The sequence below is a fragment of the Amycolatopsis sp. NPDC051903 genome (genome assembly GCF_044452505.1).
GTDB lineage: Bacteria > Actinomycetota > Actinomycetes > Mycobacteriales > Pseudonocardiaceae > Amycolatopsis.
The window spans coordinates 54,586-80,304 of the sequence record NZ_JBITBT010000007.1 but is presented as its reverse complement, the minus strand read 5'-3'; the positions used below and the strand labels follow the sequence as shown (position 1 = coordinate 80,304).

The window sequence follows — 25,719 nt, the reverse complement described above, 5'->3', positions numbered from 1 at the left end:
CAAGGTAGCGAAGATCGAACTACTTGCGCCAGGCGGTGCGGCGCTTGCGGATGTCGAGCACCAGCAGGAAGGCGAGGAACGCGGCGAGCCCGACGAGCCACACGTTCTCGGTGTTGTTCTCGTGGTTGCCCTTGAGCATGAGCAGCAGGATGACGACGCTGACCCAGCCGGCGATGCGGGTGGCCTTCGGGAAGGAGCCGTGCCAGCCCCAGCGCGCCGACGGCTCGTCGCGCGGGTCCACCTCGGGGCGCTTCTCGATCGCCTTGCCTGCCACGATCACTCCTTCTGACCCGCGGACGGACCCGCTGAACTCGTACGGACCGATGATCCCACACCCCCGAGTGCTCCGCGGAGACGGGCCGCGCCTCGGCGGGCGATAATGACACGCGATGACTACCTCGCGAAGCGTCCTCGTGCTCGGTTCGACCGGGTCCATCGGAGTCCAGGCCCTCGATGTCGCCACCCGGAACCCCCACCTGTTCACCGTCGCGGGCATCGCGGCCGGTGGCTCCGACCCGCAGGCGCTCGCTGCGCAGGCCCTGGCCCACGGTGTGGAGGCCGTGGCCGTGAGCAAGCCGACAGTGGTCGAAGACCTGCAGCTCGCGCTGTACGCCGAGGCGCAGCGCCGCGGCTACGCGAAGGGGGAGTTCCGCATCCCGCGCATCTTCGCCGGCGCCGACGCCGTGACGGAACTCATCGACGCGGTGAACGTCGACGTCGTGCTGAACGCCCTGCCCGGGTCGCAGGGCCTCGAGCCGACGCTGAAGGCACTGGCCACCGGGTCGACGCTCGCGCTGGCGAACAAGGAGTCGCTCATCGCGGGCGGGCCGCTCGTGCTCGCGGCTGCCAAGCCGGGCCAACTCGTGCCGGTGGACTCCGAGCACTCCGCCATCGCGCAGGCCCTGCGCGCCGGGCGGGAGAACGAGGTCGCGAGACTCGTGCTCACCGCGTCGGGCGGGCCGTTCCGCGGGCGCAAGCGGGAAGACCTCGCCGACGTGACCATCGAGCAGGCCATGGCGCACCCGACGTGGTCCATGGGGCCGCTGATCACGATCAACTCGGCCACGCTCGTCAACAAGGGCCTGGAGCTGATCGAGGCGGCGCTGCTGTTCGGCATCGAGCCGGCGCGCATCGACGTGACCGTGCACCCGCAGTCGATCGTGCACTCCATGGTGACGTTCACCGACGGCTCGACGATCGCCCAGGCCAGCCCGCCGGACATGCGGCTGCCGATCGCGCTCGCGCTGCACTGGCCCGAGCGCGTGCCCGGCGCCGCGGCGGCCTGCACGTGGGACACGGCCGCGAGCTGGACGTTCGAACCACTCGACAACGAGGCCTTCCCGTCGGTGGAGCTCGCACGCCACGTCGGCACTGTCGGTGGCTGTTTGCCGGCCGTCTACAACGCCGCGAACGAGGAGGCCGTGGCCGCCTTCCTCGCGCAGAACACCGGTTTCACGTCGATTGTGGACACTGTTTCCCAGGTGGTGGAAGCCGCCGACGAATGGCGTCGCGAGCCGCGCGACGTCGAGGACGTACTCGCGGCCGAGCGCTGGGCTCGAGCGCGTGCCGGATCGATGCTGGGTAAGGGGAAGTAGCGCGTGCTCGCCTACATCATCGGGGTGGTGCTGTTCGCCCTGGGCATCTGCATCTCCGTCGCGCTCCACGAGGCCGGCCACATGGTCACGGCCAAGGCGTTCGGCATGAAGGTGCGGCGCTACTTCATCGGCTTCGGCCCGACGATCTTCTCCTTCAAGCGCGGCGAGACCGAGTACGGCCTCAAGTGGATCCCGCTCGGCGGGTTCTGCGACATCGCGGGCATGACGGCGCTCGACGAGGTGACGCCCGAGGAAGCGCCGCGCGCGATGTGGCGGTTCAAGACGTGGAAGCGCACCGTCGTGATGTCGGCGGGCTCGATCACGCACTTCATCCTCGGCTTCGTGGTGCTCTACCTCATGGCGATCACCATGGGCCTGCCGAACATCGCCGCCGCGTCCGAACCGCTTCCGCCGGTCATCTCCAGCACCTCCTGCGCCCGTCCCGCGACCACGACGGCACAGCTCAACGACCTGTCCTGCCCACCGGGTGCGCCCACTCCGGCGAAGACCGCCGGGATCATGGCGGGTGACAAGATCGTCGCCGTCGCGGGCAAGCCGACGCCGAGCTGGACCGACGTGCTGCAGGTCGTGCAGAACGCGAACGGTCCCACGGCGATCACCGTGCAGCGCGGCAACCAGACCCTGAACCTGCAGGTGAATATCCCGCGCGTACAGCGGCTGGGCAGCGACGGCACGGTGCGCGAGGTCGGCATGATGGGCGCCTCCACGGTGATCCCGCCGGCGTACCTGCACTACAACGGCATCACCGGCATCCCCGCGACGTTCGCCTTCACCGGGGACATGTTCGCCCAGACGGCCGAGCGGCTCGTGCAGTTCCCCGAGCGCATCCCGGGCGTGGTGAACGCCATCTTCGGTGGCGAGCGCGACCCGAACGGCCCGGTCAGCGTCGTCGGTGCCAGCCGGATCGGCGGCGAGGCCGTGGAGCGGGGGGTGTGGGAGATCTTCTTCTTCCTGCTGGCCAGCCTGAACTTCTTCATCGGCGTGTTCAACCTGCTGCCGCTGCTGCCGCTCGACGGCGGGCACATCGCCGTGGTCTGGTACGAGAAGGTGCGCGACTGGCTGCGCGGCCTGCGCGGCAAGGCCGCGGGCGGCCCCGTCGACTACACGAAGCTCTCCGCGATCACGATGGTGCTCGTCGTGATCGGCGGCGGCATCACTCTACTGACGGTCACAGCGGACATCGTGAACCCGATTCGCTTGCAGTAGGCGCCCCCACCGGTCGGGTCACGACCCGGCCGGTGGGCCCCCGACCGGGGGTAACGCTGCTCACCGTGACGGCTGACTTCGTTGAAACCGCTCCGGACGTGGTGGGTACGCTGGTGTGGTGACCGTCGCGCTAGGTATGCCAGCTCTGCCGCCCCCCGTCCTCGCCGAGCGCCGCAAGACCCGCCAGCTCCACGTGGGTTCCGTGGGCGTCGGCAGCGACTTCCCGATCTCCGTGCAGTCGATGACGACGACGCTGACCGCTGACGTCAACGCCACCCTTCAGCAGATCGCCGAGCTCACCGCGGCCGGCTGCGACATCGTCCGTGTCGCGTGCCCGTCCGCCGACGACGCCGAGGCCCTGCCCGCCATCGCGAAGAAGTCGAAGATCCCCGTGATCGCCGACATCCACTTCCAGCCCAAGTACGTGTTCGCCGCCATCGAGGCCGGCTGCGCCGCCGTGCGCGTGAACCCGGGCAACATCCGCAAGTTCGACGACCAGGTCAAGGAGATCGCGCAGGCCGCGAAGGACCACGGCACGCCGATCCGGATCGGCGTCAACGCCGGTTCGCTCGACAAGCGGCTCCTGGAGAAGTACGGCAAGGCCACGCCCGAGGCGCTGGCCGAGTCGGCCATGTGGGAGGCGTCGCTCTTCGCGGAGCACGACTTCCACGACATCAAGATCTCGGTCAAGCACAACGACCCGGTCGTGATGGTGCGCGCGTACGAGCTGCTCGCCGAGCAGTGCGACTACCCGCTGCACCTGGGCGTCACCGAGGCCGGGCCCGCGTTCCAGGGCACGATCAAGTCGGCCGTCGCGTTCGGCGCGCTGCTGCGCCAGGGCATCGGCGACACCATCCGCGTGTCGCTGTCCGCGCCGCCGGTCGAAGAGGTCAAGGTCGGCACGCAGATCCTGCAGTCGCTGAACCTGCGGCCGCGCAAGCTCGAGATCGTGTCGTGCCCGTCGTGCGGGCGCGCGCAGGTGGACGTCTACACCCTCGCCGACCAGGTCACGGCCGGTCTGGAGGGCATGGAGGTGCCGCTGCGCGTCGCGGTCATGGGCTGCGTCGTGAACGGGCCTGGTGAGGCTCGCGAGGCCGACCTGGGTGTGGCGTCCGGCAACGGCAAGGGCCAGATCTTCGTGAAGGGCGAGGTCATCAAGACCGTGCCCGAGCACGCGATCGTCGAGACCCTGATCGAAGAGGCCATGCGCATCGCCGAGGAATCCGGCGACGCCGTCGGTGAGGGTTCGCCGAGCGTCACCGTCGGCTGACGTTTCCGCTTCGCTGAGCCGGCCCCGCGCTGCGGGGCCGGCTCTTCGCGGTTCAGCCCTGCAAGTGGTGCTGGGCGGCGTCCTTGATCTGCATGCGCACGTTTTCGAGCGCGGCGGCGACGTCGTCGATCTGCCGGCTGGCTTCGAGGATGGCGCCCTGGATGGTCGTGGCCGACGACGTCTCGCCGAGCAGCCCGAGCACCTGGGCCTGCAGGTCCTGCAGCTCGCCCTTCGTCGCGAGGGCGATGCCGGTCGGCACCTGGTCGGCCAGCAGTTCGAGCTGCTGGGCCTGCTCCTGGATCGTCATGACGGATGCGCGTCCTTTCCTCGGCGACCCCCGCCGTCCGTGGTAGCAGAAACCGGGCAGCCGCGGCCTACGCTGGTCAGGTGAGTCACAGCTGGGCCACGCGCGTACCGCACCCCGCGCTGCGGGGGCTCGTGACGCGCTACATCGGCTACTCGCAGGACGACGTCACCCTCGCCGTCCACCGCGGCCTGCCCTCGCGGCACGTGACGCTGATCGTGAGCCTCGAAGAGCCGATCCGCTTCGCCGGACTGCCGGGGGAGGGTTCGCTGCAGGGGCTCGTCGGCGGGCTGCACACGTCGCCGGCGTTCATCACGCAGGACCGCGTGCAGCGGGGCCTGCACCTGGAGCTGGACCCGTTGGGGGTGCGGGCGTTGCTGGGGGTGACGGCGGCCGAGCTGAGCGGCCGGGTCGTCGATCTGGCGGACTTCGGGCGGTCGTGGGGCGAGCTGCCGGCCCGGCTGCACGAGGCCGCGGATTGGTCCGCGCGGTTCGCGATCCTGGACTCGGTCTTGGCCGCGCACGTCTCGTCTGGTCCTTCGCCGGCGCCGGAAGTCGGGGAGGCGTGGCGGCTGCTGCGGGGCAGCTGGGGCGGCGTACGGGTCGGGGAGCTGGCCGCCGAGATCGGCTGGAGCCGCCGCCACTTCGGCGAGCGCTTCCGCGCGGAGGTCGGCCTGGCGCCGAAGCAGGCCGCGCGGGTGCTGCGCTTCGAACGGGCGGGCCGGCTGGTGCGCGCGGGCGCGTGCGACCTGGCGTCGGTCGCCGTCACGGCCGGGTACTACGACCAGGCGCACCTGTCGAACGAATGGCGCGCGCTGGCGGGCTGCTCGCCGCGGACGTGGATCGCGGAAGAGCTCCCGTTCCTCCAAGACGACGGCCCGGCGGCTTCGCCAGACTCGCCCGCATGACACCTTCACCGACGGTCTGGCCGGCCCTGCGCTACGACGACGCCCCGGCCGCCATCCGCTTCCTCGTCGACGTCCTCGGCTTCACCGAAACCCTCGTCGTCCCGGGCGACGAGCGCGCGGTCGCCCACGCCGAACTCCGCTGGCCCGAAGGCGGCGGCGTGATGCTCGGCAGCACCGGCGGCCCCGCCGACGCCGTCCACGACACCATGAAACCCGGCACGGGCGCGGTGTACGTGGTTTCCGACCACGTGGACGACATCCACGCCCGCGTCACGGCCTCCGGCGCGGACATCACCCTCGCGCTCCACGACACCGACTACGGCTCGCACACCTTCAGCCTGCGCGACGCGGAGGGGAACTCGTGGACGATCGGTTCTTATCGGGGCGCCTAGGCTGACGGGTCTGGGCCGCGGTCGTGCGCGGGTCGTGGGGCGGCGGGTGCGGACCGCCGTGACGCCGTGGGCCGTGCGGTTGCTGGTTGCGGTGTCGTTCACGGGTGATCGTGGAGCCCGGTATCTCGCTGCTGCGATTGCCGCAGCGAGATACCAGGCCGACGGATCCGATCAGCGATCACGATCCGCTCGGCAAGACTCACCTGCGACGACACCACCGAAATACTTCTGGCGCCGTCTCGATTGGTCGCGCCGCGCGCCGGTCGCCGGGCCGGGCCGGCGCAGAATGGGCGGACCGTGACGCCATGGGCCGCGCAGAGCCGGCCGGCCGTCACAGCAGCCTCGCCGCAACGGGTTGCCCCAGCATTTGTCCACAGCGTTGCCGAGTTGTGGACAAGTCGGCCCTCTGCGGGGCTTGGCAAGGGTTTTGCCGGGGGTGGCCGATAGACTGGACCAGGGACGCCCCCCGAGGAGGGCGCACGGCTATACCCGACCCTGGTCCGCGCCGCGCTGATCGCGACGATCGCGACCTTGCCTGAGCAGTTACGCCGGTCGCTGACCTGGGACCAGGGCGGTGAGATGCACCCTGCACGGCCAGTTCATCCAGGCCACCAGCACGCCGGTCTACTCCTGCGACCCGCACGCGCCCTGGCAACACGGATCCACCGAGAACACCGCCGGGCAGCTGCGCCAGTACTTCCCCACAGGCACCGATCTCGCGGCCGACACCGCCGAACGCCTCGACTCGGCCGCGACAGAACTCAACGACCCACCCTCGGCTGGGGCAGCCCCGCCGAACCCACGACACAGCTACTCACCACCAACCGGCAGCAGTGTTGCAACAACCGTCAGAAACCGCCGGGAGGGCGGGGGCTTGACCGCCGGCCGGAGGGGCTATTGGACCGGGCGTTCGAAGGTCACCAACAGCCCCTCCACGCCGCCCGGGCCGACGCGGCCCTTCACGTCCGCCGAGGTGATCGTTTTGAGTTGCCAGCCGTCGCGGGCGTGGTCGTTGAGGACGCGTTCCAGCCGGTCGCCCGACATCTTGCCGCCCATGAGCTTCTCGCGGAGTTCGACGACCTTGTACGTGTAGCGCTGCATGCGTCCGATTGTGCCGTTCATCTCAGCGTGTCGGTGGGCTTGCGTTCCGTTCACCCGCTTCATCTGGCACTCTGGACTTTGTGTTGCGGCTTGCAGGTGCACGGCTGCTCGACGATCGGGACTACCCAGCGGTGCGCGCTGCGCTGGCCGCCGACCCCGTGAGCAGCTGCATGGTCAGCGCCAGGGTCGAGGCCGCGGGCCTCGACCCGTGGCGGCTCGGTGGCGAGCTCTGGGCCGCCGAAGGACGTCCGGGGCGCTCCGGGCGGTTGCAGGGGTTGTGCTTCGCGGGTCCGAACCTGATTCCCTTGCGCGGCAACGCTTCGGCGCTGCGCTCGTTCGCCGACCGGGCCCTGCGCCGGCAGCGCACGTGCTCCTCGCTCGTCGGGCCGGCGGAGCAGGTGCTGGGGTTGTGGGACGAGCTGTCCAGCGAGTGGGGGCCGGCGCGCGAGGTGCGCGGCGACCAGCCGCTGATGGCGCTCGACGGCAGCCCGCACGTGAAAGCCGACCCGTACGTGCGCGCGGTGCGCCCGGACGAGCTCGACCGCTACCTGCCCGCGGCCGTCGCGATGTTCATCGAGGAAGTGGGCGTCGACCCGCGCGCGGGCGACGGCGGCGCCAGCTACCGCGCCCGCGTGAGCGAGCTGATCGCCACCGGCCGCGCGTTCGCGCGCTTCGAGGACGGCGAGGTCGTGTTCAAGGCCGAGATCGGCGCCATGTCGGCGGGTGTCGGCCAGATCCAGGGCGTGTGGGTGCACCCCGAACGGCGCGGCAGCGGCCTCGGCACGTCGGGCACCGCGGCGGTCGTGAACCGGCTCGTGCACGGCCTCGGCCGCACCGCGAGCTTGTACGTGAACGCTTTCAACACCCCCGCGCTCGCCGCGTACCGCCGGGTCGGGTTCCAGCAGGTCGGGCAGTACGCGACCGTCCTGTTCTGAATCGGCGTCGCTCTTCCGGGATCGGCGTTGCACCTGGTGACGCACGCCGCGGACTGGTTCGATCCGGACCATGGCCCGATGTCGTAGTGCCGCGCTCGCCGTCGCTCTGCTGACCGTTCTCCCGCTCGCCGCGTGCTCCGCCGACGGGCCCGAGGACACGCTCGCCGCCTTCCTCACCGCCCTCGGCTCGGGTGACGTCGCCGCGGCCGCCGCGAAAACCGATTCGCCCGACGCGGCGAAAGCCACCCTCACGCAGATCCGGTCGGCCCTCAAACCGGAGTCCGTCGAAGCCACCGGCGAATCCGTGAAGCAGTCCGGCGACACCGCCACGGGCGGCTACCGCCTCACCTGGCACCTCGGCCGCGGCCGCACCTGGACCTACACCGCCGACGCCCAGCTGCGCTCGGCCGAGGACGGCTGGCAGGTGCACTGGCAGCCCACCGTTGTGCACCCGCAGCTCACGGAGCAGCAGAGCCTCGCGCTCGTCGCCGACCCCGCCCAGCCGCCGCCCGTGCTCGACCGCGACGGGTTCCCGCTGCTGCGCCCGCAGACGGTGATCGGCGTCGTCGTCGACCCCGCGAAAACCGGCGACACCGCGGCCGTCGCGGACAAGCTCGGCTCGGCGTTGCACCGCTTCGACCCGACCGTGACCGCCGGCTCTGTGCTCGACGGCATCAAGGCCACCAAACCCGGCTCCGCCTACTCCGTGCTCTCCCTGCGCGACACCGACTACGAGCAGGTCAAGTCCGCCATCCACGACCTGCCCGGGGTCCGCTTCACGAGCCAGCAGCGCCTGTTGCCCGACAACCGCGACACCGGCCGCCAGGTGCTGCCCGCGCTGCGGACCATGGTCGAGCAGCAAGCCGCGGCCGGCGCGGGCTGGCGAATCGTGTCGCTCGACGTGACCGGCAACGAGGCCAGTGAGCTCTTCGCCGTGCCGCCGAAGGAGCCGCCGGCGGTGACGAGCACGCTGTCCGGCCACGTCCAGAAGGCCGCCGAACAGGCGCTGGCCCCGGTGCCGACGCCGTCGGCGATCGTGGCGCTGCAGCCCTCGACGGGCCAGCTGCTGGCCGTCGCGCAGAACGCGCCCGCCGACGCGCAGGGACCGCTCGCGCTCACCGGCCGCTTCCCGCCGGGCTCGACGTTCAAGATCGTCACCGCCACAGCCGCGCTCTCGGCCGGGCGCGTGAAGGCCGATTCGCCCGTCGCGTGCCCGGGCACCGTGACGTTCTCCGGCCGCGTGATCCCGAACGAAGGCCGTTTCGACCTGGGCACGGTGCCGCTCACGACGGCGTTCGCGCAGTCGTGCAACACCACGTTCGCCCAGCTGTCGGCCGGCTTGGCGCCGACCGCGCTCACGGACGCGGCGCGCTCCCTCGGCGTCGGCGCCGACTTCGTGATCCCCGGCCTGACGACCGTGACCGGCTCCGTCCCGAAGGCCGACACAGAGGTGCAGCGCGCGGAGAACGGGTTCGGGCAGGGCACCGTGGTCACGAGCCCGTTCGGGATGGCGCTGGCCGCCGCGGCCGTGCAGTCGGGGAAGGTGCCGGTGCCGACGGTCGTGAAGGGGATGGCGGCCAAGGCCACCGGCCTCGGCCCCGCGCCGCGGCCGGAGGTGCTCGACGCCGTGCGCTCGATGATGCGCGACGTCGTGACCAACGGCACGGCCACCGCCCTGCGTGACCTGCCCGACGTGCGCGGCAAGACGGGCACGGCCCAGTTCGGCGACGGCACGCACTCCCACGGCTGGTTCGTCGGCTACCAGGGCGACCTCGCGTTCGCGGTGCTGCTCACCGACGCGGGCTCCTCGAAACCGGCCGTGGAAGCCGCTCACCGGTTCCTCGCGGGCGTCGCGGGGAAGTGACGTCGTAGGCTGGACGCATGTCCGTTCGTGCCCCGTTGACGCCCGGTGTCCAGACGCCGCGCCGCTCCGTCCCCGCCGACATCGCCCGCCCCGAGTACGTCGATCGGCCGGCACCCAAGCGGGACACCGGAAACGGGGTACGCACGCCCGAGGTGATCGAGGCGATGCGCGTGGCGTCGAAGATCGCCGCGCAGGCGCTCGAGGAGGGCGGCAAGGCCGTCAAGCCCGGCGCGACCACCGACGACATCGACAAGGTCGTGCACGAGTTCCTGCTCGACCACCACGCCTACCCGTCGACGCTCGGCTACCGCAGCTTCCCGAAGTCGTGCTGCACCTCGCTCAACGAGGTCATCTGCCACGGCATCCCCGACTCGACCGTGATCGAGGACGGCGACATCTGCAACATCGACGTCACCGCGTTCATCGGCGGCGTGCACGGCGACACCAACGCCACGTTCCTCGCCGGCGACGTCTCCGAGGAGGCGCAGCTGCTCGTCGAGCGCACCCGCGAGGCGACCGCCCGCGCGATCAAGGCGGTGCGGCCCGGGCGCCAGCTCAACGTGATCGGCCGCGTGATCGAGGCGTACGCCAAGCGGTTCGGCTACGGCGTGGTGCGCGACTTCACCGGCCACGGCGTCGGCCCGGCGTTCCACACCGCGCCGACCGTGCTGCACTACGAGGAGCCGTCGGTGCACACGCTGATCGAAGAGGGCATGACCTTCACGATCGAGCCGATGATCACGCTCGGCACCATCGACTACGACGTGTGGGCCGACGACTGGACCGTGACCACGAAGGACAAGAAGTGGACGGCCCAGTTCGAGCACACCCTCGTGGTCACCGCCGACGGCGCGGAGATCCTCACGCTCCCGTGAGGCCCGCGGTGCGCGCCATGCGGGCGAGCTGATCAGTGCTCGCCTTCCGGTGCGGTGCCGGGGTTCCGGCGCGGCCGGTGACGCCCAAGGCCTGCGCGATCAGCGCCGCTTCGGCCTCCATGCCCGCCTTGAACGGGTGGTAGGACACGGCTTCGAACAGGTTGGTGTGCTGCCCGTTGACCCACGCGGCGGAGCCGGCGCAGGCGTCGTGGCCGAGGCTCGGGCCGTAGGTGTCGACGTAGCGGGCGCCCGTGGTCCGGGCGGCCTCGGCGATGGCGGCGTTGAGCTCGCGTTCGACGCTGTCGGCCCACGCGTAGTCGCCGTCGGCGAACGGGATCACGTTCGGGCAGGTGCCGGTCGGCGGCAGCAGCCGCGGGTAGCCGACGAGGACGATCGTGGCGCCGGGTGAGCGTTCCTCGACGCCGCGCACGACCTGGGCGACGTTGCGCCCGGTGTTCCGCACGGCCGTCGCCATGGTGTCGACGCCGCCGACGGTGAAGTGCTCGCGGCACGGCGCGCCGGTCGGGTCCTGCGCGCGCACGGTCGGGCAGGTGCCGACGAGGTCGCCGAAAACGCCGTAGTCGTTGCCGCCGATGCCGATGGTGACGAGGTCGGTGTCGAGGCTCAGCGCGTCGAACTGCGGTGACTGCGTGGCGAGCGGGATGCTCGGCGCGGGCGTGACCTGCGGCTGCGTCATGTTCGACGTGTCGGCCGACGAGCAGCTGACGTCGGCGAACGCACCGTCCTCGTCGTAGATCCCGAGCCGCGTCGCGAGCCACGACGGGTAGTTGTTGTTCGAGCGGAAGCACCAGCTGGCCTGCTGCCAGGGGATCAGCGGCCCGGCGGTGTACGAATCGCCGAGCGCGACGTACTTGCGGAACTGGGGTTGCGCCGCGGCCGCCGCAGTGGCTCCGGCGACGAGACTCACGACCACGAACAGCACTGCGAGCGGAAGACGGCGCACGGCCTGACCTCTCCGTCCGGTGGATGGTGGTCAGAACTCTGGTGTGGTCTGGACCGGGCCGCAACCGGCGTGAGTGGCTTTCACGGTCAAGCGGGTGAGGCCGTTCGTGCCCCGGTGGTGGGCACCGCGCTCAGGCGTCGGCCGGCACGGCGCGCGCCAGCAGCTCGTCGAGGAAACCGCCGGCTTCCGCAGTGGCCCGGTCGGCGTCGCGGGCTTCGATGGCGTCGACGAGACCGCGGTGCTTGATGATTTCGGCGTGCTCCAGGTCGTCGTAGGTGGAGGCGACGCTGGCGGTGATGGCTTCCATCAAGCCGCGGTAGAGCTCGAACAGCAGGCTGTTGTGTCCACATCGGACGATCTCGAGGTGGAACTCCGCGTCGGTGCGGGCGAATTCGTCGATGCGGCCCTCGCGGTGGTCGTCGTCGCGGCGCTCGAGGAGGGTGCGCAGGCGCGCGAGGTCGGCGTCGGTGCGGGCGGTGGCGGCCAGGCGGGCGCCTTCGACCTCCAGCGTGCGGCGGACCTGGAGCACCTCGCGCAGCTCGCTGCCGCAGAGGCGGCGCAGGGCGCCGGACACCTCGCTGGTGGCACGTACGTACGTGCCGTCTCCCTGGCGGACTTCGAGGATGCCGGTGTGCGCGAGGGCGCGCACGGCCTCGCGGACGGTGTTGCGCCCGACCCCGAGCTGCGCGACCAGCGCCGGCTCCGTGGGGATGCGCTGCCCGACCGGCCATTCCCCTTGCGTGATCGCTTCGCGCAGCTGGTCGATGACCTGGTCGACCAGGCCGGCGCGCCGGGTGGTGGCGAGAGGCACAGGAATAATCCCTTCATCCAATCATCCTACGTATGCCATAGTAGCGGATGTGTCCGTCGATTCCTGGGATTCCACGCCGCGCCCCTCCTCCTACGCCGATCGCCTCGAGCTCGAACTCGAGGGCAGCCTGGAGGAGGAGTCCCCGCGCCGGCCGGGTGTGGTGGCCGGTGGGCTGCTGCTCGCGATCGCCGTGGTGCTCACCGCGCTGAACCTGCGGCCCGCCATCACGAGCATCGGGCCGCTGCTCGCGGAGATGCGCGGCGACCTCGGCGCGTCGGCGGTGTGGGCCAGCGTCCTGACGACGCTGCCCGGCCTGTGCTTCGCGGGCGCGGGCCTCGCGGCGCCCCTGCTGTCGCGCCGCTTCGGCATCGGCTGGGCGATCGGGTTCGCGCTGGCGGTGCTCACCGCAGGCCTGGTGCTGCGCGTCGCCGACGGCCAGTTCGTGGTCCTCGGCGGCACCCTCGTCGCGACGGCCGGCATCGCCCTCGTGAACGTCCTCATCCCCGTGGTCATCAAGGACTCGTTCCCGGCGAAGGTCGGCCTGATGACCGGCGTCTACACCGCCGCGCTGCAGGGCGGCGGCGCCGCGGGGTCCGCCGTGAGCCCGCCCCTGGAGACGGCGCTGGGCGGCTGGCGCGAGTCGCTCGGCTCGTGGGCGGTGCTCGCCGTGATCGCCCTCGTCGTCTGGCTCGTGGCCGCCCGCGGCACCGGCCGCGCCCCGGCATCCGCCACGTCCCAGGGCGGCGGCCGGTCCCTGATGCGCAGCCCGCTCGCCTGGATCGTCACCCTCTTCTTCGGGCTGCAGTCCTTCATCGCCTACGTGGTCATGGGCTGGCTCCCGCAGGTGTTCATCGACTCCGGCGTCAGCAAGGGCGACGCGGGCCTGCTGCTGGGCCTGATCTCCGTGATCGCCGTGCCGATCAGCCTCGTCATCCCGCCCGTCGCGGCCCGTCAGGGCAACCAGAGCTGGTGGATCGTCGGCATGGGCCTCGCCGGTCTGGCCGGCATGATCGGCCTGCTGGTGGCGCCGAGCGCGTCGCCGCTGCTGTGGAGCGTGCTGGTGGGCATCGGCATGAGCGTCTTCTCGCTCGCCCTCACCGTGATCGCCCTGCGCGCCCGCACCGGCGCCGACACCGCCCGCCTCTCCGGCATGGCCCAGGGCTTCGGCTACCTGCTGGCCGCCGTGGGCCCCTTCGTCTTCGGCCTGCTGCACGACGCCACCGGCGGCTGGACGGTGTCGCTCATCGTGCTCAGCGTGGTGACCTGCGTGCAGATGACCGTCGGCTTCTTCGCGGGGCGGCCGCGCTACGTCTGAGACCGGCGGGCGTTGTGCTGATCAGCGTCGAGCGTCCGGACAGCCGCCACCGGGCGATCGCGGCGCAGGCGCGCGAACGCCTTGGGCCGGCTGATCGTGGCGAACCGGTCGACGATCTCGCGGGCGCAGTCGGCGGCGGTACGACGGGTGGTGTCCACGACGAGGTCGTTGTCGCGGTGGGCGTAGACACCGGTCTGTGATGCGGCCAAGCCCCGGGGACGATCGCAGCGCAACCGCTCGCGCCGGTCCAGCTCTTCGGCCGAGCACCGGACGTCGACCAAGGTGACGTCGTAGCCATCGAGAACGTCGAGCAGGTCGGCCAGGCGCCACGGCTCACTGAGCGGGTAATCCATGATCACGTCGTTGCCCGCCGACGCGAGGGCCGCGATCACGCGGTGGTATCCCCGCCTCGTTCGGCGAAGCATTTCCTGGGTTTTCGCATCCCCCAGGGCGCGGTTGTGCTTCGTCGACCGCATCCCGCTGATCGAGTCGACCGGGACCAGGAACCACGGGTCGGGCAGAAGCGGCAGCATCGCCTGGCCGATGCTCGTCTTGCCCGAACTCGACGGGCCGTTGAGCAAGATGACCCGGCCCGGTGCCTGTGCTGCCATCCCCGAACCGTAGACAACGACTCCGCCGGGGACAGAGAAAAGGCCTCCGCACCGGCTCGGTGAGGAGGCCTTCCCGGTTCCGGTTCAGTCCAGCGGCAGGTTCAGCAGCGCGTTCTCGATCAGCTCCGGCATCGCCGGGTGGATCCAGTACTGGCCGCGCGCCATGGAGCGCGCGTCGAGGCCGAAGCTCATCGCCTGGATGAGCGGCTGGATCACCGAGGAGGCCTGGGGGCCGATGATGTGGGCGCCCAGGAGCTGCCCCGTGGCGGGGTCGGCGAGGAGCTTCGCGAAGCCCGTGGTGTCCTCCATGGCCCAGCCGTAGGCGATGCCGGTGTAGTCCTGTTTGGACACGACGTACGAGACGCCGCGGGCGCGCGCGTCCTGCTCCGTCAGGCCGACGGAAGCGATCTGCGGCGACGTGAAGATCGCGTGCGGGACGAAGCGGTGGTCGGCCTTGATGCGGTCGTCCGGGTGCAGCAGGTTGTGCTGCACGACGCGGCCTTCGCGGTTCGCGACGTGCTTCAGCTCGTACGGCGACGACATGTCGCCGAGCGCGTAGATGCCCGGGACCACCGTCTCCTGGTAGTCGTCGACGATGGCGTGGCCACTGTCCATCGTGGTCACCCCGGTGGCGGCGACGTTGAGCCGGTCGGTGTTCGGGTGGCGGCCGATGGCGACGAGGATCAGGTCCGTTTCGAGCGTCTCGGGGCCTTCCGGGCCGTCGAGTTCGAGCGCCGCGCCCGTGCCGGTCTTGCGCACGCTCTGCACCTTGCGGTCGCGCCGCAGGTCGAAGCGTTCGGCGGCCAGCTCGGTGAAACGGGCGCTCACCTCTTCGTCCTCGCCGCGCACCATGGCGCCGGAGCGCAGGACCACGGACACGTCCACGCCGAAGGACTTGAAGACGTGCGCGAACTCCGCCGCGATGTACCCGCCGCCCAGGATGGTGATGCGCTTGGGCAGCGCGTCGAGCCGCATGATCGTGTCCGACGTGTAGTAGCCGGTCTCTTCGAGGCCCGGGACGTCCGGCACGACGGGCCGCCCGCCCGCGGCGAGCACGAACTTGTCGGCCGTCAGCACCTCGTCGGGTCGCCCGTCGGTGAAGCTGACGCGCAGCTCCTTCGTCCCGGTGAACCGGCCTTCGCCCTGGTAGACGTCGACGTTCTCGTTGTCCTGGTGGTGCTTGCGGTACTCCTCGCCGCCCGCGGAGATCGGGTCGATGCGGCCGAAGATCCGGTCGCGGATGTCGGGCCAGCGCACGCCCGTGAGTTCCTCGTCCACGCCGAAGCGCGAGCTGTGGGAGGGCGTCGCCGCTACGTCGGCCGCGTACACGAACATCTTGGTCGGGATGCAGCCCACGTTGAGGCACGTGCCACCGAACGTCCCCTTTTCGACGATCGCCGTCTTCAGGTCGGCGAAGCGCGGGTCGAGGATCGAGTTCCCCGATCCTGTCCCGACGATCACCAGGTCGTAGTGCGGCACAGTTTTCCTCCGAAAGCCGTAGAACGGGCGTTCCCAGCGTAGTCAACCTGCCTGTGCCTCGCGGTGTTCCCGAGGTCAGCCCCCGGTCGCTGTGAAGTGCATCCGGTCCTTCGGTGACGTCCACGCGCCGCCCCAGCTCCAGCCGACGGCCGCGAAGTCGCGTACGACCGGTCCCCCGGCGATGACCATGCCGGGCCGCACGCGCGAGCGGTCCAGGTACGCCGACGCCAGCTCCGGCAGCACCAGCGGGCCCTTCGAGTACGGGTTGCAGAACGGGTTCACGTCCACCGCGAGCCCGTACGCGTGCGCGGACCAGTTGGTCTGGCCGCGCACGGGCCGGCAGACGAAGGCGCTCGTGTCGTTGCCGTCGCCGGTGGGCGGCGCGTCGAGCTCCGCGGGGCTCGTCACGCGCACCTCCTCCAGCGGGAACCGCGCGGCGAAGAGTTCGCCGAACACGGTGACCATCGCTTGCGCGCCGGTGCGGTTCACGAGCAGCTCGCCGGTGTGCGCGCGGCCGTCGAAACCCCAGAACGACAGCGTGACGTAGCGCAGATCGGTGGAGCTGACCGGGCACGCGGCCTGCCACGTGCTGCGCGCGAGCACGTCGGGCGGCACCGCCTCGATCTTCGACATGTACGCATTTCCCGCTGGAGGCGGCAGGAAATCGCGCGTCGGGAGCGCTCGGTTCACCAGTTCGGGTGGAGTCGGGAGGATCTCGCCGAAGCCGTCGGGACGACGGGGGAGCGGGTGTGCACCCACCTGCCAGGTGACGGGTGGTGTGGTCGTCGCCGTCCCCGTTGCTGGAACTGTCGGAACTGCCGGGATCGCCCGGCTCGCCGGGGCAGGCGCCGGGGTGACGGACGGCGCGGGCGGGGTCGATGTGCCGCAGCCGACCAGCAGGAACGCCATCATGGTGCCGGCCGCGGCCGTCGCTCTCCGTCGCATGGAACCAGCCAATCAAACGCGCTCGGTGAGCGCTTACTCCACCCGTTCCAGTGACCCCATTTCGGGCCTGCTCCGTTTAGGGTAATCGCGGCCGTTCGTTCACGCGCCGCAATCTCCGCTCACCGTCGTTGAAGGGGAACTCCCATGCCCGCCAAGATCCGCCGTTCGCTCCTCCTCGCGGCCGGGGCCCTGCTCGTGACCGCGGTGACGGTGCCGATCGCGGTGACCACGGCGTCGGCCGAGGACGCGGGAGCCACCCCGCCGCAGGCCGCGCAGCCGCGGATCGTCGGCGGTGACGAGGCTTCGGTGTCGGAGCACCCGTACGCGGTGTTCCTCACCGACCAGAACGGCAACCAGTTCTGCGGCGCCGTGATCGTGAGCTCCACGGCGGTCGCGACGGCCGCTCACTGCGCCGCGGCGTTGCCGAGCAGCAACGTGCGCGTGGTCGCGGGCCGCCAGGACAAGCGCACGAGCGACGGCGTGACGCTCGCCGTGTCCCGCGAGTGGGTCGACCCGGACTACTCGGACCCGACGAAGGGCGACGACGTCGCGGTGCTGACGGTGCGCGGCCAGCTGCCGTACCGGCCGGCGAAGGTCGCGGGCTCGGGCGACCGCGCGGACTACGCCGAGGGCACGCAGGCCACCGTGCTCGGCTGGGGCCGCATCGCCGACGGCGGCAGCCGGTCCGACTACCTGCGCAGCGCCGTGGTCCCGATCGTCAGCGACAGCACGTGCAAATCGTCGTACGACTCGTACGACCCGTCGAGCATGGTCTGCGCCGGCTACCCCGACGGCGGCATCGACGCGTGCCAGGGCGACTCCGGCGGCCCACTCGTCGTTGGTGACACCCTCATCGGCATCGTCTCCTTCGGCGACGGCTGCGCGAAGGCCGGCAAGTACGGCGTCTACACGCGGGTGTCGACGTTCGCGGACGACATCGCCGAGCAGTCCCAGCCGCGGATCATCGGCTGACCTGTGTTAAGCAGGGGCTCGTGACCACCCTGCACGACGCCTCCGGCCCCGACCTCACCGCCGACCGGCTGTACGCCATCCTCCGCCTGCGCGCCGACGTTTTCGTCGTCGAGCAGGAATGCGCGTACGGCGACGTCGACGGCCGCGACCTGCTGGCCGCCACGCGCCACCTCTGGCTCGAAGACGCGGACGGCTCGGTCCTGGCTTACCTGCGTGTCCTCGCCGACCCCGGCGGGATCTCGCGCATCGGCCGCGTGGTGACCGCGGCTTCGGCCCGCGGCCGGGGGTTGGCGGCGTCGCTGATGGAGGCCGCGCTGGACGGCGCTGCCGGCGAGTTCGTCCTCGACGCCCAGACCTACGCCCAGTCCCTGTACGCCCGCTTCGGCTTCGTCCCTGAAGGCGACGAGTTCCTGGACGACGGCATCCCGCACATCACCATGCGCCGGGTCGCGAAGGACTAGGCCGCGGCGCCTCGCGGCGCGGTGGCGGTGATGACCTTCACCGCACGGTCCACGTCGGCTTCCGACAGGTCCGCGCGGGCCGTGAGGCGCAGCCGCGAGATGCCGTCCGGCACCGACGGCGGGCGGAAGCAGCCGACGCGCACGCCCTGGTCCGCGCACGCTTCCGCCCAGGCGACGGCGGCGTCCGCGGACGGGGCCTGAACGGAGATGACGGCGGCCTCCGGGAGGCTGACGCGCAGGCCGGCGGCCTTGAGGTGCCCGGCGATGGCGCCCGCGTTGTCGATCACCTTCTCGGGCAGCGACGGCTCGGACTTCAGCACGTTCAGCGCCGTCAGCGCGGCCGCGACGCTGCCCGGTGCCAGGGCGGTGTCGAAGATGAAGCTGCGGGCCGTGTCGACGAGGTGCTTGATCACGCGCCGCGGGCCGAGCACGGCGCCGCCCTGGGCGCCGAGGGACTTGGACAACGTCACGGTGGTGACGACATCCGGCGCGGCGGACAGGCCGGCCGCGTGCACGGCGCCCCGGCCGCCCTCGCCGAGGACACCGAAGCCGTGGGCGTCGTCCACGAGCAGGGCGGCGCCCGAGGCGCGGCAGATCTGCGCGAGTTCGCTCAGCGGCGCGAGGTCACCGTCGACGGAGAACACCGAGTCCGTGACCACCAGCGCGCGCGGTTTCCGGCGCGTCGACAGCGCGTGCTCGATCGCCGACGGCGTCGCGTGCGCCACAGCCGCGACGTCGGCCCGCGAGAGCCGGCAGCCTTCGATGAGCGACGCGTGGATGTACTTGTCCGTCACGATCGCGGACTCCGCGCCGGACAGCGCGGTCACCGCGCCCATGTTCGCGGCGAAGCCCGACGAGAACACCAGCGCCGCTTGCGTGCCGCAGAAGCGGGCCAGTTCGTGCTCCAGCTCCGCGTGCAGTTCGGTGGACCCGGTGACGAGCCGCGAGCCCGTCGAACCGGCGCCCCAGCGCATGGCGGCCGCCGCGGCGGCGCCGACGACGCGCTTGTCGCGCGCCAGGCCGAGGTAGTCGTTGCCGGCGAGGTCGAGCTCTTCGGCCTGCGCCGGCCGGGGCCGCAGCCGCCGCACCAGTCCCGCGTTCGCCCGCTTCTCGGCCTCGGTGTCGAGCCAGTCGAAGACGTTCTCGGGCGGCAGCTGCGGGAAGGAAGTCACGCCCGGCAGTCTCCCACCCGGGTCCCGCCGGGAACCGTGGGCCCTGCCACACAACGAAAAAGCCCCGCACGAGGCGGGGCTTTTCCGAAGCGGGACTCAGCTGTCGTAGCTGCGACGCGTGCCGCGACCCGGCCGCTGCGGCCGGCCCGAACCCGAGCCCGACCGCTGCTGGCGCCCGCGGCCGCCGTAACTCGGACGACCTTCGCGCGAGCCGTAGCCCTCGCGCGACCCGTAGCCGCGGTCACCGCGCTCACGACCGCCGCCGAAGCCGCGGCCACCGCGGCGCGGGGCCTCCCGGCGCCGCTCCACGACCGGCTCGCCGCTCGGCTCCTGCGCACCCGTGATGCGCGAGAGCTCCGCGTCGCCCGGGCGGACCACCGTGGTCTCGGCGCGCACGCCGGCCCGGTCGGTCATCCGGCGGACGGTGCGCCGCTGGTCGTGCGTCACCAGCGTGACGACGACACCCGACGCGCCGGCGCGCGCCGTGCGGCCCGCGCGGTGCAGGTAGTCCTTGTGGTCCGCGGCGGGGTCCACGTGCAGCACCAGCGAGATGTCGTCGACGTGGATGCCGCGCGCGGCGACGTCGGTGGCGACCAGCACCGGGGTGTGGCCGTCCTTGAAGTCGGCCAGCACGCGGTTGCGCTGGCCCTGCGTCTTGCCGCCGTGCAGCGCCGCCGCGTGCACGCCCTGCTCGCGCAGCCGCTCGGTGAGGCGGTCGACGTGGTGCTTGGTGCGCACGAACATGATCGTGCGGCCCTCGCGGGCGCCGATCTGCGTGACGATGTCCTGCTTGTCCTGGTGCGACACCTGGAGCACGTGGTGGTCCATGGTGTCCACACTCGCGGTCGACGGCGCGACCGAGTGCGTGACGGGGTCGGTCAGGTACTGCTTGACCAGCTTGTTGACGTCACCGTCGAGCGTCGCCGAGAACAGCAGCCGCTGCCCACCCGGCGGGGTGAGGTCGAGGATCTCGCGGACCTGCGGCATGAAGCCCATGTCGGCCATCTGGTCGGCCTCGTCGAGCGCGATGAAGTTGCAGTCGCCCAGCGACGCGGTGCCCTGCCGGACGTGGTCCGACAGCCGTCCCGGGGTGGCGATCAGCAGGTCGACACCGCGGGAAAGCGCGTCGGCCTGGCGGGTGAAGGCCATGCCGCCGACGGCGGTGCGGCACCACAGGCCGAGCGCCTTCGCGAGCGGGGTCAGCGAGTCGGCCACCTGCATGGCCAGCTCGCGGGTCGGCACCAGCACGAGCGCGCGGGGGCGCTTCGGGCGGGCCTTGCCGCCGTTGAGCCGGGCCAGGATGGCCAGGCCGAACGCCAGGGTCTTGCCGGAGCCGGTCTGGGCGCGGCCCAGCACGTCGCGGCCCGCGAGCGCGTCGGGGATCGTCGCCGACTGGATCGGGAACGGGGTGGTGATCCCGGCCTCGGCGAGCGCGTTCAGCAGCTCGTCGGGCAGGCCCAGCTGAGCCCAGGTCTTGGTGGCCACGGTCTCCACCGCGTCGTCGCGCAGGAAGTCCCCGCGAGCCGGGCGCTGCCGCGGCTTGCGATCGGGACGCCCCGGACGCTGCGACCCGGAGTGGGACCCGGCGGAGTGGCCAGAGTTGAACGTGACTGTCACTTATGCCTCTCGGACGTGGTACGTCACAAGGAGGCCCGGGCTGCCCGCGCGCAGGCAGGGCAAGGTGGTGTGGCGGTGGGCGTTCACAGGGACGGACCCGGCGCACCACGACGTCCCCGTCATCGAGCACCGATGGAAGTAGCTTCGGATTTCACCGCGAGCCCGTCAGTGGGCTGTGGAGGCGACGGACACCAACTCATCCACGCCGCCGGTTGCGGTCTGTGTTCACTGTACCGGAGTGTGAGCTTTCGCTTCGCACCCAGGTGTCCGGTTGTGGGCGGCGTCGCAGACGTGTGCTGCACCACACCCCGCGCGACGCCGCCGGACCTCAGCCCAGCCCCGCGGTGAAGACCAGCTCCGCCACGAGATCCGCGGTCTTCGTGACGTGTTCGGGCAGGCCACGGGCGTGGAACCAGTCCGCGAGGTTGCGCACGTCGCGCTCCAGGAACTCGCGTCCGCGCGGGTTCGCGACGAGGTCCACGACCTGCGGCAGGTCGATCACCATCAGGTGCTCTTCGTGCACCAGCAGGTTGTAGGCCGACAGGTCGCCGTGCCCGAGTCCCTGCGTGGCGAACAGCTCGAGCGCGGCGGTGGCCTGTTCCCACAGGTCCTTCAGCTCGTCGGGCTCCGGGCGCAGCTGGGCCAGGCGCGGTGCGGCCGTGCCGTCGGGTTCGCCGAGGAACTCGAGCAGCAGCTCCGTGCCGTGCCGCTGCAGCGGGTAGGGCACCGGTGCGCCGATCGTCCACAAGCGACTCAACGCGGCGAACTCCGCCACGGCCCACTGTTCGGCGATGAGGTTGCGCCCGAACGCCGTGCGCCCGGCGATGGCGCGGTTCTCGCGCGAGCGCCGCATCCGGCGGCCTTCGAGGTAACCCGAGTCGCGGTGGAACTGCCGGTGTTCGGGACTGCGGTAGCGCTTCGCGGCCAGCAGCACGCCCTCCTCGCCCGGCAGGTTCCGCCGCAGGACGTGGACGTCGGCTTCCTTGCCGGTCTTGAGGACACCGAGGTCGGTGTCGACGGCGGCGAGTTCCGTGATCACCCAGGCGGGCCTCGGGTGCGGACCCTGGTCGGCATCGCCCCAGGTGGTCCAGCGATCGGCGCCGTCGGGCAGGTCCGTTTCGGTGTAGGCGTCGTCGCGCAGCCGGGCGAGGCGCACCCGCTCGCCTTCGGTGAGCCGGCCGCGGCGCGTGGGTTCGGGTTCGTCCGCGAAGCGCCGGCCACGGCGGGGGCGCTCGTCGAAATCGGACGCGTGGAGGTCTTCGTAATCGTGCTCGCGCACTGGTGGGTTCTCCTCGATCGGGGTGCCCCACCGGGCGAGCGCAGGCTCTAGCCGAGTGAGGCGGACGGAAGTGGGCAGGTCAGCGCCCGGGCAATCTCCACGACGCACCTCCTCGCTTCCGTCGGCCACCGGCACCCCGCCGGTTCGCGCAGCAGCTTGCCGCGCCCCCGGGGGCTCGCGCAACCGAATTACCGGGCCCTAGCCTCGGCGCCATGACAAGCGGTGGGAGCTACGACGCGGTGATCGTGGGCGGCGGGCACAACGGCCTGGTCGCGGCGGCCTACCTGGCCCGCGCCGGGTGCTCGGTCCTGGTGCTGGAGCGGCGCGGCGAGATCGGGGGCGCGGCGGTGTCGTTCCGGGCGTTCGACGGGGTTGATGTGCGGCTGTCGCGCTACTCGTACCTGGTCAGCTTGCTGCCGCGGAAGATCGCGGCCGACCTCGGGCTGGGTGTCGAACTGCGGCGCCGCCGGATGTCGTCGTACACCCCGGCCGGCGACACGGGTCTCCTCGTCGACACGGCCGACGACGCCCGCACGGCCGCGGCCTTCCGCGCCGTCACGGGGTCCACAAAGGACTTCGACGCGTGGCGCGAGTTCTACGCCCGCGCGGCGCGCGTGGCGGCGGCGACGTTCGACACGCTCACCGAACCGCTGCCCAGCCGGGCGGAACTCAAGCAGCGCGTCGGCGACGACGAAGCCTGGGCGACGCTGTTCGAGCGCCCGGCCGGCGAGACGCTGACCGAGCTGTTCGACGACGACACCGTGCGCGGCGTCGTGCTCACCGACGCGCTGATCGGCACGTTCGCCGGCGCCGGCGACGAAGACCTCAAGCAGAACCGCTGCCTGCTCTACCACCTGATCGGCAACGGCACGGGCGACTGGGACGTGCCCGTCGGCGGGATGGGTGCCGTCACGGGCGCGCTGGCCACCGCGGCCCGCGGCGCCGGGGCGACGTTCGTGACCGGCGCCGAAGTCCGGTCGGTGACGCCCGACGGCGAGGTGCGCTACACCGTCGAAGGCGCCGAGCACGTCGTCGCCGGGGGCCACGTCCTGGCCAACGTCGCACCGGACACCCTCGCCCGGCTGCTCGGCGAGGAACCCGGCGTGAAGCCGGAAGGCGCGCAGCTGAAGGTCAACATGGTCCTGTCCCGCCTGCCGCGCCTGCGCGACGCGTCGGTGGACCCGCGTGCCGCGTTCGGCGGGACCTTCCACGTCAACGAGACGTTCTCGCAGCTCGAAACGGCCTACGCCGAGGCCGCCGCGGGCAAGATCCCGGCGCTGCCACCGTGTGAGATCTACTGCCACTCGCTCACCGACCCGTCGATCCTCGGCCCGGCCGAGCGCGCGGCGGGGGTGCAGACGCTCACGCTCTTCGGCCTGCACCTGCCCGCGCGGCTGTTCGAAGCGGACAACGAACGCGCGCGAGCCGACGCATTGCGCGCGACGCTCGCGTCGCTGAACAGCGTGCTCGCCGAGCCGATCGAAGACTGCCTGCTGCGCGACCCGGCCGGGAACCCGTGTGTGGAGGCGAAGACGCCGCTGGACCTGGAGGCCGAACTCGGCCTGCCGCGCGGGCACATCTTCCACCGCGACCTCTCCTGGCCGTTCGCGGAAGATCCGGCCGACGCCGGGAAGTGGGGGGTCGAGACCGCCCACGAGCGCGTGTTGCTGTGCGGCGCCGGCGCGCGCCGCGGCGGCGGCGTGAGCGGGATCCCCGGCCACAACGCGGCCATGGCGGTGCTCGCTCGACGGCGCGGCGAAACGCAGGCAGGGTGAACCCATGCGCGTCATCGTGATCGGCGGCGGGATCGCCGGAGCCTCGACGGCCTACCACCTCGCGACCAGCGGAGCCGACGTCGTCGTGGTCGACGCCGGGCTGCCCGGGGTCGCGACGGAGGCGGGCGCGGGCATCGTCAGCCCCTGGACTTCGCGGTGGGACGACGCGATCTACCCGCTCGCGGCCGCTGCCGGGGCGTACTACCCGCAGCTTTCGGCGGCGCTGGGGGAGCAGGGGCACGACGCGTCGTTCGAGGTCGTCGGCGGGATGGTGGTGTCGGCCGAGCAGGCCGAGCTGGACGAGGCGGCCGCGCGGCTGGCCGACCGGGTCGCGGCCGCGCCGGAGGCCGGCGAGGTGCGCCGCCTTGATCCCGCGCAGGCGCGGGAGCTCTTCCCGCCGCTGGCGCCGGAGCTGGCGGCCGTGCACCTGTCCGGCGCCGGCCGCGTCGACGGGCGGGTCGTGCGGGCGGCCCTGGTCGCTGCGGCTGAGGAACGGGGCGCGCGGTTCGTGGCGGCGGAGGCGGCGCTGCTGCCCGGTTCACGGGTGCGTGCGGGCGACGAGGAGCTGACGGGCGACGCCGTGGTGCTCGCGGCGGGCGCGTGGTCGGCGACGCTGGCCGAGCCGCTGGGCGTGCCCGTGCCGGTGGCGCCGCAGCGCGGCCAGATCAGCCACTTCGACCTGCCGGACACGGAAACGGCGGCGTGGCCCGTGGTGCTGCCGCGCACGAGCCACTACCTGCTCTCGTTCGCGGGCGGCCGGGTCGTGGCCGGCGCGACGCGCGAGACGGGTTCGGGCTTCAACTACCGCGTGACGGCCGCCGGCCAGCGCGAGGTTCTCGACCAGGCGCTCGCCGTCGCGCCGGGGCTGGCCGACGCGACCCTCGCCGAGACCCGAGTCGGCTTCCGCCCGGCGACGCCGGACACGCTGCCGCTGCTGGGCCAGGCGGCGCCGGGGCTGTTCCTGGCCACGGGTTTCGGACCGGCCGGGCTGACGCTCGCGCCGTACGCGGGCAAGCTCGTCGCCGCGCTCGTGCTCGGCGAGGACCTGCCGGCCGATCAGCTCACGGCGTGTGCCCCGTCGCGGTTCGCGTGAAGCTCAGTCGTCGGTGAGCAGTTCCAGGGCGTGGTCGCCGGTGCGCTCCACCGTGAGGCCCGCCTGGGTGATCACCTTCACCAGCTCGTCCACAGTGGACGGTTCGGCGCGCGTCTTCGCTAGCACGGCGGCCAGCCGGCCCTTGTAGGCCTTGTTGAAGTGGCTCACCGTGGTGCGGTTGCCCTTGGCGTCTTCGGTGACCACGCGCACGGTCACCGCGCCCGGCCGCAGCTTCGCGAAGGCCGAGTACGTGCCCGAGCGCAGGTCGACCACGAGCCCTTCGATGTCCTGCAGCACCGGTTCGAGCGCCGGCTTCCACAGGCTGCGCACCGTGCCCAGGGCGGGCACGCTGTTGCCGCCCGAGAGCCGGTACGCGGGGATCGGGTCGGTGGCCGAGACCACGCCGAACAGCGAAGACGTGACGGCCAGGCGCCGGTGCGCCTTCTCGAGCCCCGCGCGGGTGAAGCTGCCGAGGTCGAGGGCGTCGTAGAGCACGCCGGTGTAGCGGCGCAGGGCGGGCAGCGTCGGTGAGGTCCACAGGGTCGCGTTGCGCTCGACCTCGTGGCTCTGCCGCTCGGAGATGCCGAGCGCGGCGAGGCTCGCCGGGACGTCGCGGGCCAGCTCGACGAGCGCGTCGGCGAGCTTCGCCCGCACGGGGTTCAGCTCGGGGAAGGACAGCGCTTCGAGATCGAGCGGCGCGCCCCGGCCACCCGCGGCTTTGGTCTCGGAAGGAGGGAGGAGCACCAGCACCCCC

25 protein-coding genes are annotated in these 25,719 nt (G+C 71.8%); 13 read left to right on the top strand and 12 right to left on the bottom strand.

Annotated features, from left to right (window positions below; translation table 11 throughout):
• Positions 1–19: 19 nt before the first annotated feature.
• On the bottom strand, positions 20–274 hold the full coding sequence (locus tag ACIA77_RS18565) for a DUF2631 domain-containing protein (RefSeq protein WP_395887115.1): 255 nt from the start codon (positions 272–274) through the stop codon (positions 20–22).
• 115 nt (positions 275–389) lie between these two features.
• On the opposite strand from ACIA77_RS18565, the gene dxr reads away from it, so the two are divergent.
• The 3 genes from dxr to ispG all read left to right on the top strand — a co-directional run bounded on the left by dxr (position 390) and on the right by ispG (position 4,092).
• Positions 390–1,595: a 1-deoxy-D-xylulose-5-phosphate reductoisomerase gene (gene dxr, locus ACIA77_RS18560; RefSeq protein ID WP_395887114.1), complete on the top strand. Its 1,206-nt coding sequence runs from the start codon at positions 390–392 to the stop codon at positions 1,593–1,595.
• Positions 1,596–1,598: 3 nt separating this feature from the next.
• Positions 1,599–2,822: a M50 family metallopeptidase gene (locus ACIA77_RS18555; protein ID WP_395887113.1), complete on the top strand. Its 1,224-nt coding sequence runs from the start codon at positions 1,599–1,601 to the stop codon at positions 2,820–2,822.
• A 118-nt stretch (positions 2,823–2,940) separates the two neighbouring features.
• Positions 2,941–4,092, top strand: a complete 1,152-nt coding sequence (gene ispG, locus ACIA77_RS18550) for a flavodoxin-dependent (E)-4-hydroxy-3-methylbut-2-enyl-diphosphate synthase (RefSeq protein WP_395887112.1) — start codon at positions 2,941–2,943, stop codon at positions 4,090–4,092.
• 52 nt (positions 4,093–4,144) lie between these two features.
• On the opposite strand, the gene ACIA77_RS18545 is transcribed toward ispG, so the two are convergent.
• Entirely contained in the window at positions 4,145–4,399 is a 255-nt protein-coding gene (locus tag ACIA77_RS18545; protein WP_395887111.1) for a hypothetical protein, read from the bottom strand.
• Between the two features lie 80 nt (positions 4,400–4,479).
• On the opposite strand from ACIA77_RS18545, the gene ACIA77_RS18540 reads away from it, so the two are divergent.
• Together ACIA77_RS18540 and ACIA77_RS18535 are read left to right on the top strand one after the other, a co-directional pair.
• Positions 4,480–5,304 carry a helix-turn-helix domain-containing protein gene (locus ACIA77_RS18540; RefSeq protein WP_395887110.1) on the top strand — a complete coding sequence of 275 codons (825 nt, stop codon included), beginning with the start codon at positions 4,480–4,482 and terminating at the stop codon, positions 5,302–5,304.
• The gene (locus ACIA77_RS18535; protein WP_395887109.1) at positions 5,301–5,696 is read left to right on the top strand and encodes a VOC family protein; all 396 of its coding nucleotides are present in this window, start codon (positions 5,301–5,303) and stop codon (positions 5,694–5,696) included. Before ACIA77_RS18540 ends, ACIA77_RS18535 begins: the two co-directional genes overlap by 4 nt.
• A gap of 894 nt (positions 5,697–6,590) precedes the next feature.
• Here ACIA77_RS18535 and ACIA77_RS18530 read toward each other — a convergent pair.
• A complete protein-coding gene (locus ACIA77_RS18530; RefSeq protein WP_395887108.1) occupies positions 6,591–6,797 on the bottom strand; it encodes a DUF4177 domain-containing protein in 207 nt (68 codons plus the stop codon).
• 80 nt (positions 6,798–6,877) lie between these two features.
• Between ACIA77_RS18530 and ACIA77_RS18525 the strand changes: the two genes are divergently transcribed.
• The 3 genes from ACIA77_RS18525 to map all read left to right on the top strand — a co-directional run bounded on the left by ACIA77_RS18525 (position 6,878) and on the right by map (position 10,471).
• A complete protein-coding gene (locus tag ACIA77_RS18525; RefSeq protein WP_395887107.1) occupies positions 6,878–7,732 on the top strand; it encodes a GNAT family N-acetyltransferase in 855 nt (284 codons plus the stop codon).
• A gap of 70 nt (positions 7,733–7,802) precedes the next feature.
• On the top strand, positions 7,803–9,596 hold the full coding sequence (locus ACIA77_RS18520; RefSeq protein WP_395887106.1) for a penicillin-binding transpeptidase domain-containing protein: 1,794 nt from the start codon (positions 7,803–7,805) through the stop codon (positions 9,594–9,596).
• A 17-nt stretch (positions 9,597–9,613) separates the two neighbouring features.
• The gene (gene map / locus ACIA77_RS18515) at positions 9,614–10,471 is read left to right on the top strand and encodes a type I methionyl aminopeptidase (protein ID WP_395887105.1); all 858 of its coding nucleotides are present in this window, start codon (positions 9,614–9,616) and stop codon (positions 10,469–10,471) included.
• On the opposite strand, the gene ACIA77_RS18510 is transcribed toward map, so the two are convergent.
• Positions 10,458–11,435, bottom strand: a complete 978-nt coding sequence (locus ACIA77_RS18510; RefSeq protein ID WP_395887104.1) for an SGNH/GDSL hydrolase family protein — start codon at positions 11,433–11,435, stop codon at positions 10,458–10,460. The two genes, map and ACIA77_RS18510, sit on opposite strands and share 14 nt — an antisense overlap.
• A gap of 130 nt (positions 11,436–11,565) precedes the next feature.
• Positions 11,566–12,246: a FadR/GntR family transcriptional regulator gene (locus ACIA77_RS18505; protein WP_395887103.1), complete on the bottom strand. Its 681-nt coding sequence runs from the start codon at positions 12,244–12,246 to the stop codon at positions 11,566–11,568.
• Positions 12,247–12,295: 49 nt separating this feature from the next.
• Here ACIA77_RS18505 and ACIA77_RS18500 point away from each other — a divergent pair, with 49 nt between their 5' ends.
• Positions 12,296–13,561 carry a CynX/NimT family MFS transporter gene (locus ACIA77_RS18500; protein ID WP_395887102.1) on the top strand — a complete coding sequence of 422 codons (1,266 nt, stop codon included), beginning with the start codon at positions 12,296–12,298 and terminating at the stop codon, positions 13,559–13,561.
• On the opposite strand, the gene ACIA77_RS18495 is transcribed toward ACIA77_RS18500, so the two are convergent.
• The 3 genes from ACIA77_RS18495 to ACIA77_RS18485 all read right to left on the bottom strand — a co-directional run bounded on the left by ACIA77_RS18495 (position 13,552) and on the right by ACIA77_RS18485 (position 16,284).
• The gene (locus ACIA77_RS18495; RefSeq protein WP_395887101.1) at positions 13,552–14,172 is read right to left on the bottom strand and encodes a chloramphenicol phosphotransferase CPT family protein; all 621 of its coding nucleotides are present in this window, start codon (positions 14,170–14,172) and stop codon (positions 13,552–13,554) included. The two genes, ACIA77_RS18500 and ACIA77_RS18495, sit on opposite strands and share 10 nt — an antisense overlap.
• Before the next feature lie 84 nt (positions 14,173–14,256).
• A complete protein-coding gene (locus ACIA77_RS18490) occupies positions 14,257–15,651 on the bottom strand; it encodes a mycothione reductase (protein ID WP_395887100.1) in 1,395 nt (464 codons plus the stop codon).
• 75 nt (positions 15,652–15,726) lie between these two features.
• Positions 15,727–16,284 carry a M15 family metallopeptidase gene (locus ACIA77_RS18485; RefSeq protein ID WP_395887099.1) on the bottom strand — a complete coding sequence of 186 codons (558 nt, stop codon included), beginning with the start codon at positions 16,282–16,284 and terminating at the stop codon, positions 15,727–15,729.
• Positions 16,285–16,740: 456 nt separating this feature from the next.
• Here ACIA77_RS18485 and ACIA77_RS18480 point away from each other — a divergent pair, with 456 nt between their 5' ends.
• Positions 16,741–17,568, top strand: a complete 828-nt coding sequence (locus ACIA77_RS18480; protein WP_395887098.1) for a S1 family peptidase — start codon at positions 16,741–16,743, stop codon at positions 17,566–17,568.
• A 20-nt stretch (positions 17,569–17,588) separates the two neighbouring features.
• The gene (locus ACIA77_RS18475; protein ID WP_395887097.1) at positions 17,589–18,029 is read left to right on the top strand and encodes a GNAT family N-acetyltransferase; all 441 of its coding nucleotides are present in this window, start codon (positions 17,589–17,591) and stop codon (positions 18,027–18,029) included.
• Here the strand turns inward: ACIA77_RS18475 and ACIA77_RS18470 are convergent.
• The 3 genes from ACIA77_RS18470 to ACIA77_RS18460 all read right to left on the bottom strand — a co-directional run bounded on the left by ACIA77_RS18470 (position 18,026) and on the right by ACIA77_RS18460 (position 22,097).
• The gene (locus ACIA77_RS18470) at positions 18,026–19,201 is read right to left on the bottom strand and encodes an 8-amino-7-oxononanoate synthase (protein WP_395887096.1); all 1,176 of its coding nucleotides are present in this window, start codon (positions 19,199–19,201) and stop codon (positions 18,026–18,028) included. The two genes, ACIA77_RS18475 and ACIA77_RS18470, sit on opposite strands and share 4 nt — an antisense overlap.
• A gap of 96 nt (positions 19,202–19,297) precedes the next feature.
• Positions 19,298–20,818, bottom strand: coding sequence for a DEAD/DEAH box helicase (locus ACIA77_RS18465; RefSeq protein ID WP_395887095.1), 1,521 nt, complete (start codon positions 20,816–20,818; stop codon positions 19,298–19,300).
• Between the two features lie 328 nt (positions 20,819–21,146).
• Positions 21,147–22,097 carry a serine protein kinase RIO gene (locus tag ACIA77_RS18460; protein ID WP_395887094.1) on the bottom strand — a complete coding sequence of 317 codons (951 nt, stop codon included), beginning with the start codon at positions 22,095–22,097 and terminating at the stop codon, positions 21,147–21,149.
• Between the two features lie 212 nt (positions 22,098–22,309).
• Here ACIA77_RS18460 and ACIA77_RS18455 point away from each other — a divergent pair, with 212 nt between their 5' ends.
• Together ACIA77_RS18455 and ACIA77_RS18450 are read left to right on the top strand one after the other, a co-directional pair.
• The gene (locus tag ACIA77_RS18455; protein ID WP_395887093.1) at positions 22,310–23,872 is read left to right on the top strand and encodes a phytoene desaturase family protein; all 1,563 of its coding nucleotides are present in this window, start codon (positions 22,310–22,312) and stop codon (positions 23,870–23,872) included.
• A gap of 4 nt (positions 23,873–23,876) precedes the next feature.
• Positions 23,877–24,965, top strand: a complete 1,089-nt coding sequence (locus ACIA77_RS18450; protein WP_395887092.1) for an NAD(P)/FAD-dependent oxidoreductase — start codon at positions 23,877–23,879, stop codon at positions 24,963–24,965.
• Between the two features lie 3 nt (positions 24,966–24,968).
• Here ACIA77_RS18450 and yaaA read toward each other — a convergent pair whose 3' ends face one another.
• Positions 24,969–25,715: a peroxide stress protein YaaA gene (yaaA, locus tag ACIA77_RS18445; RefSeq protein WP_395887091.1), complete on the bottom strand. Its 747-nt coding sequence runs from the start codon at positions 25,713–25,715 to the stop codon at positions 24,969–24,971.
• Positions 25,716–25,719: the final 4 nt, after the last annotated feature.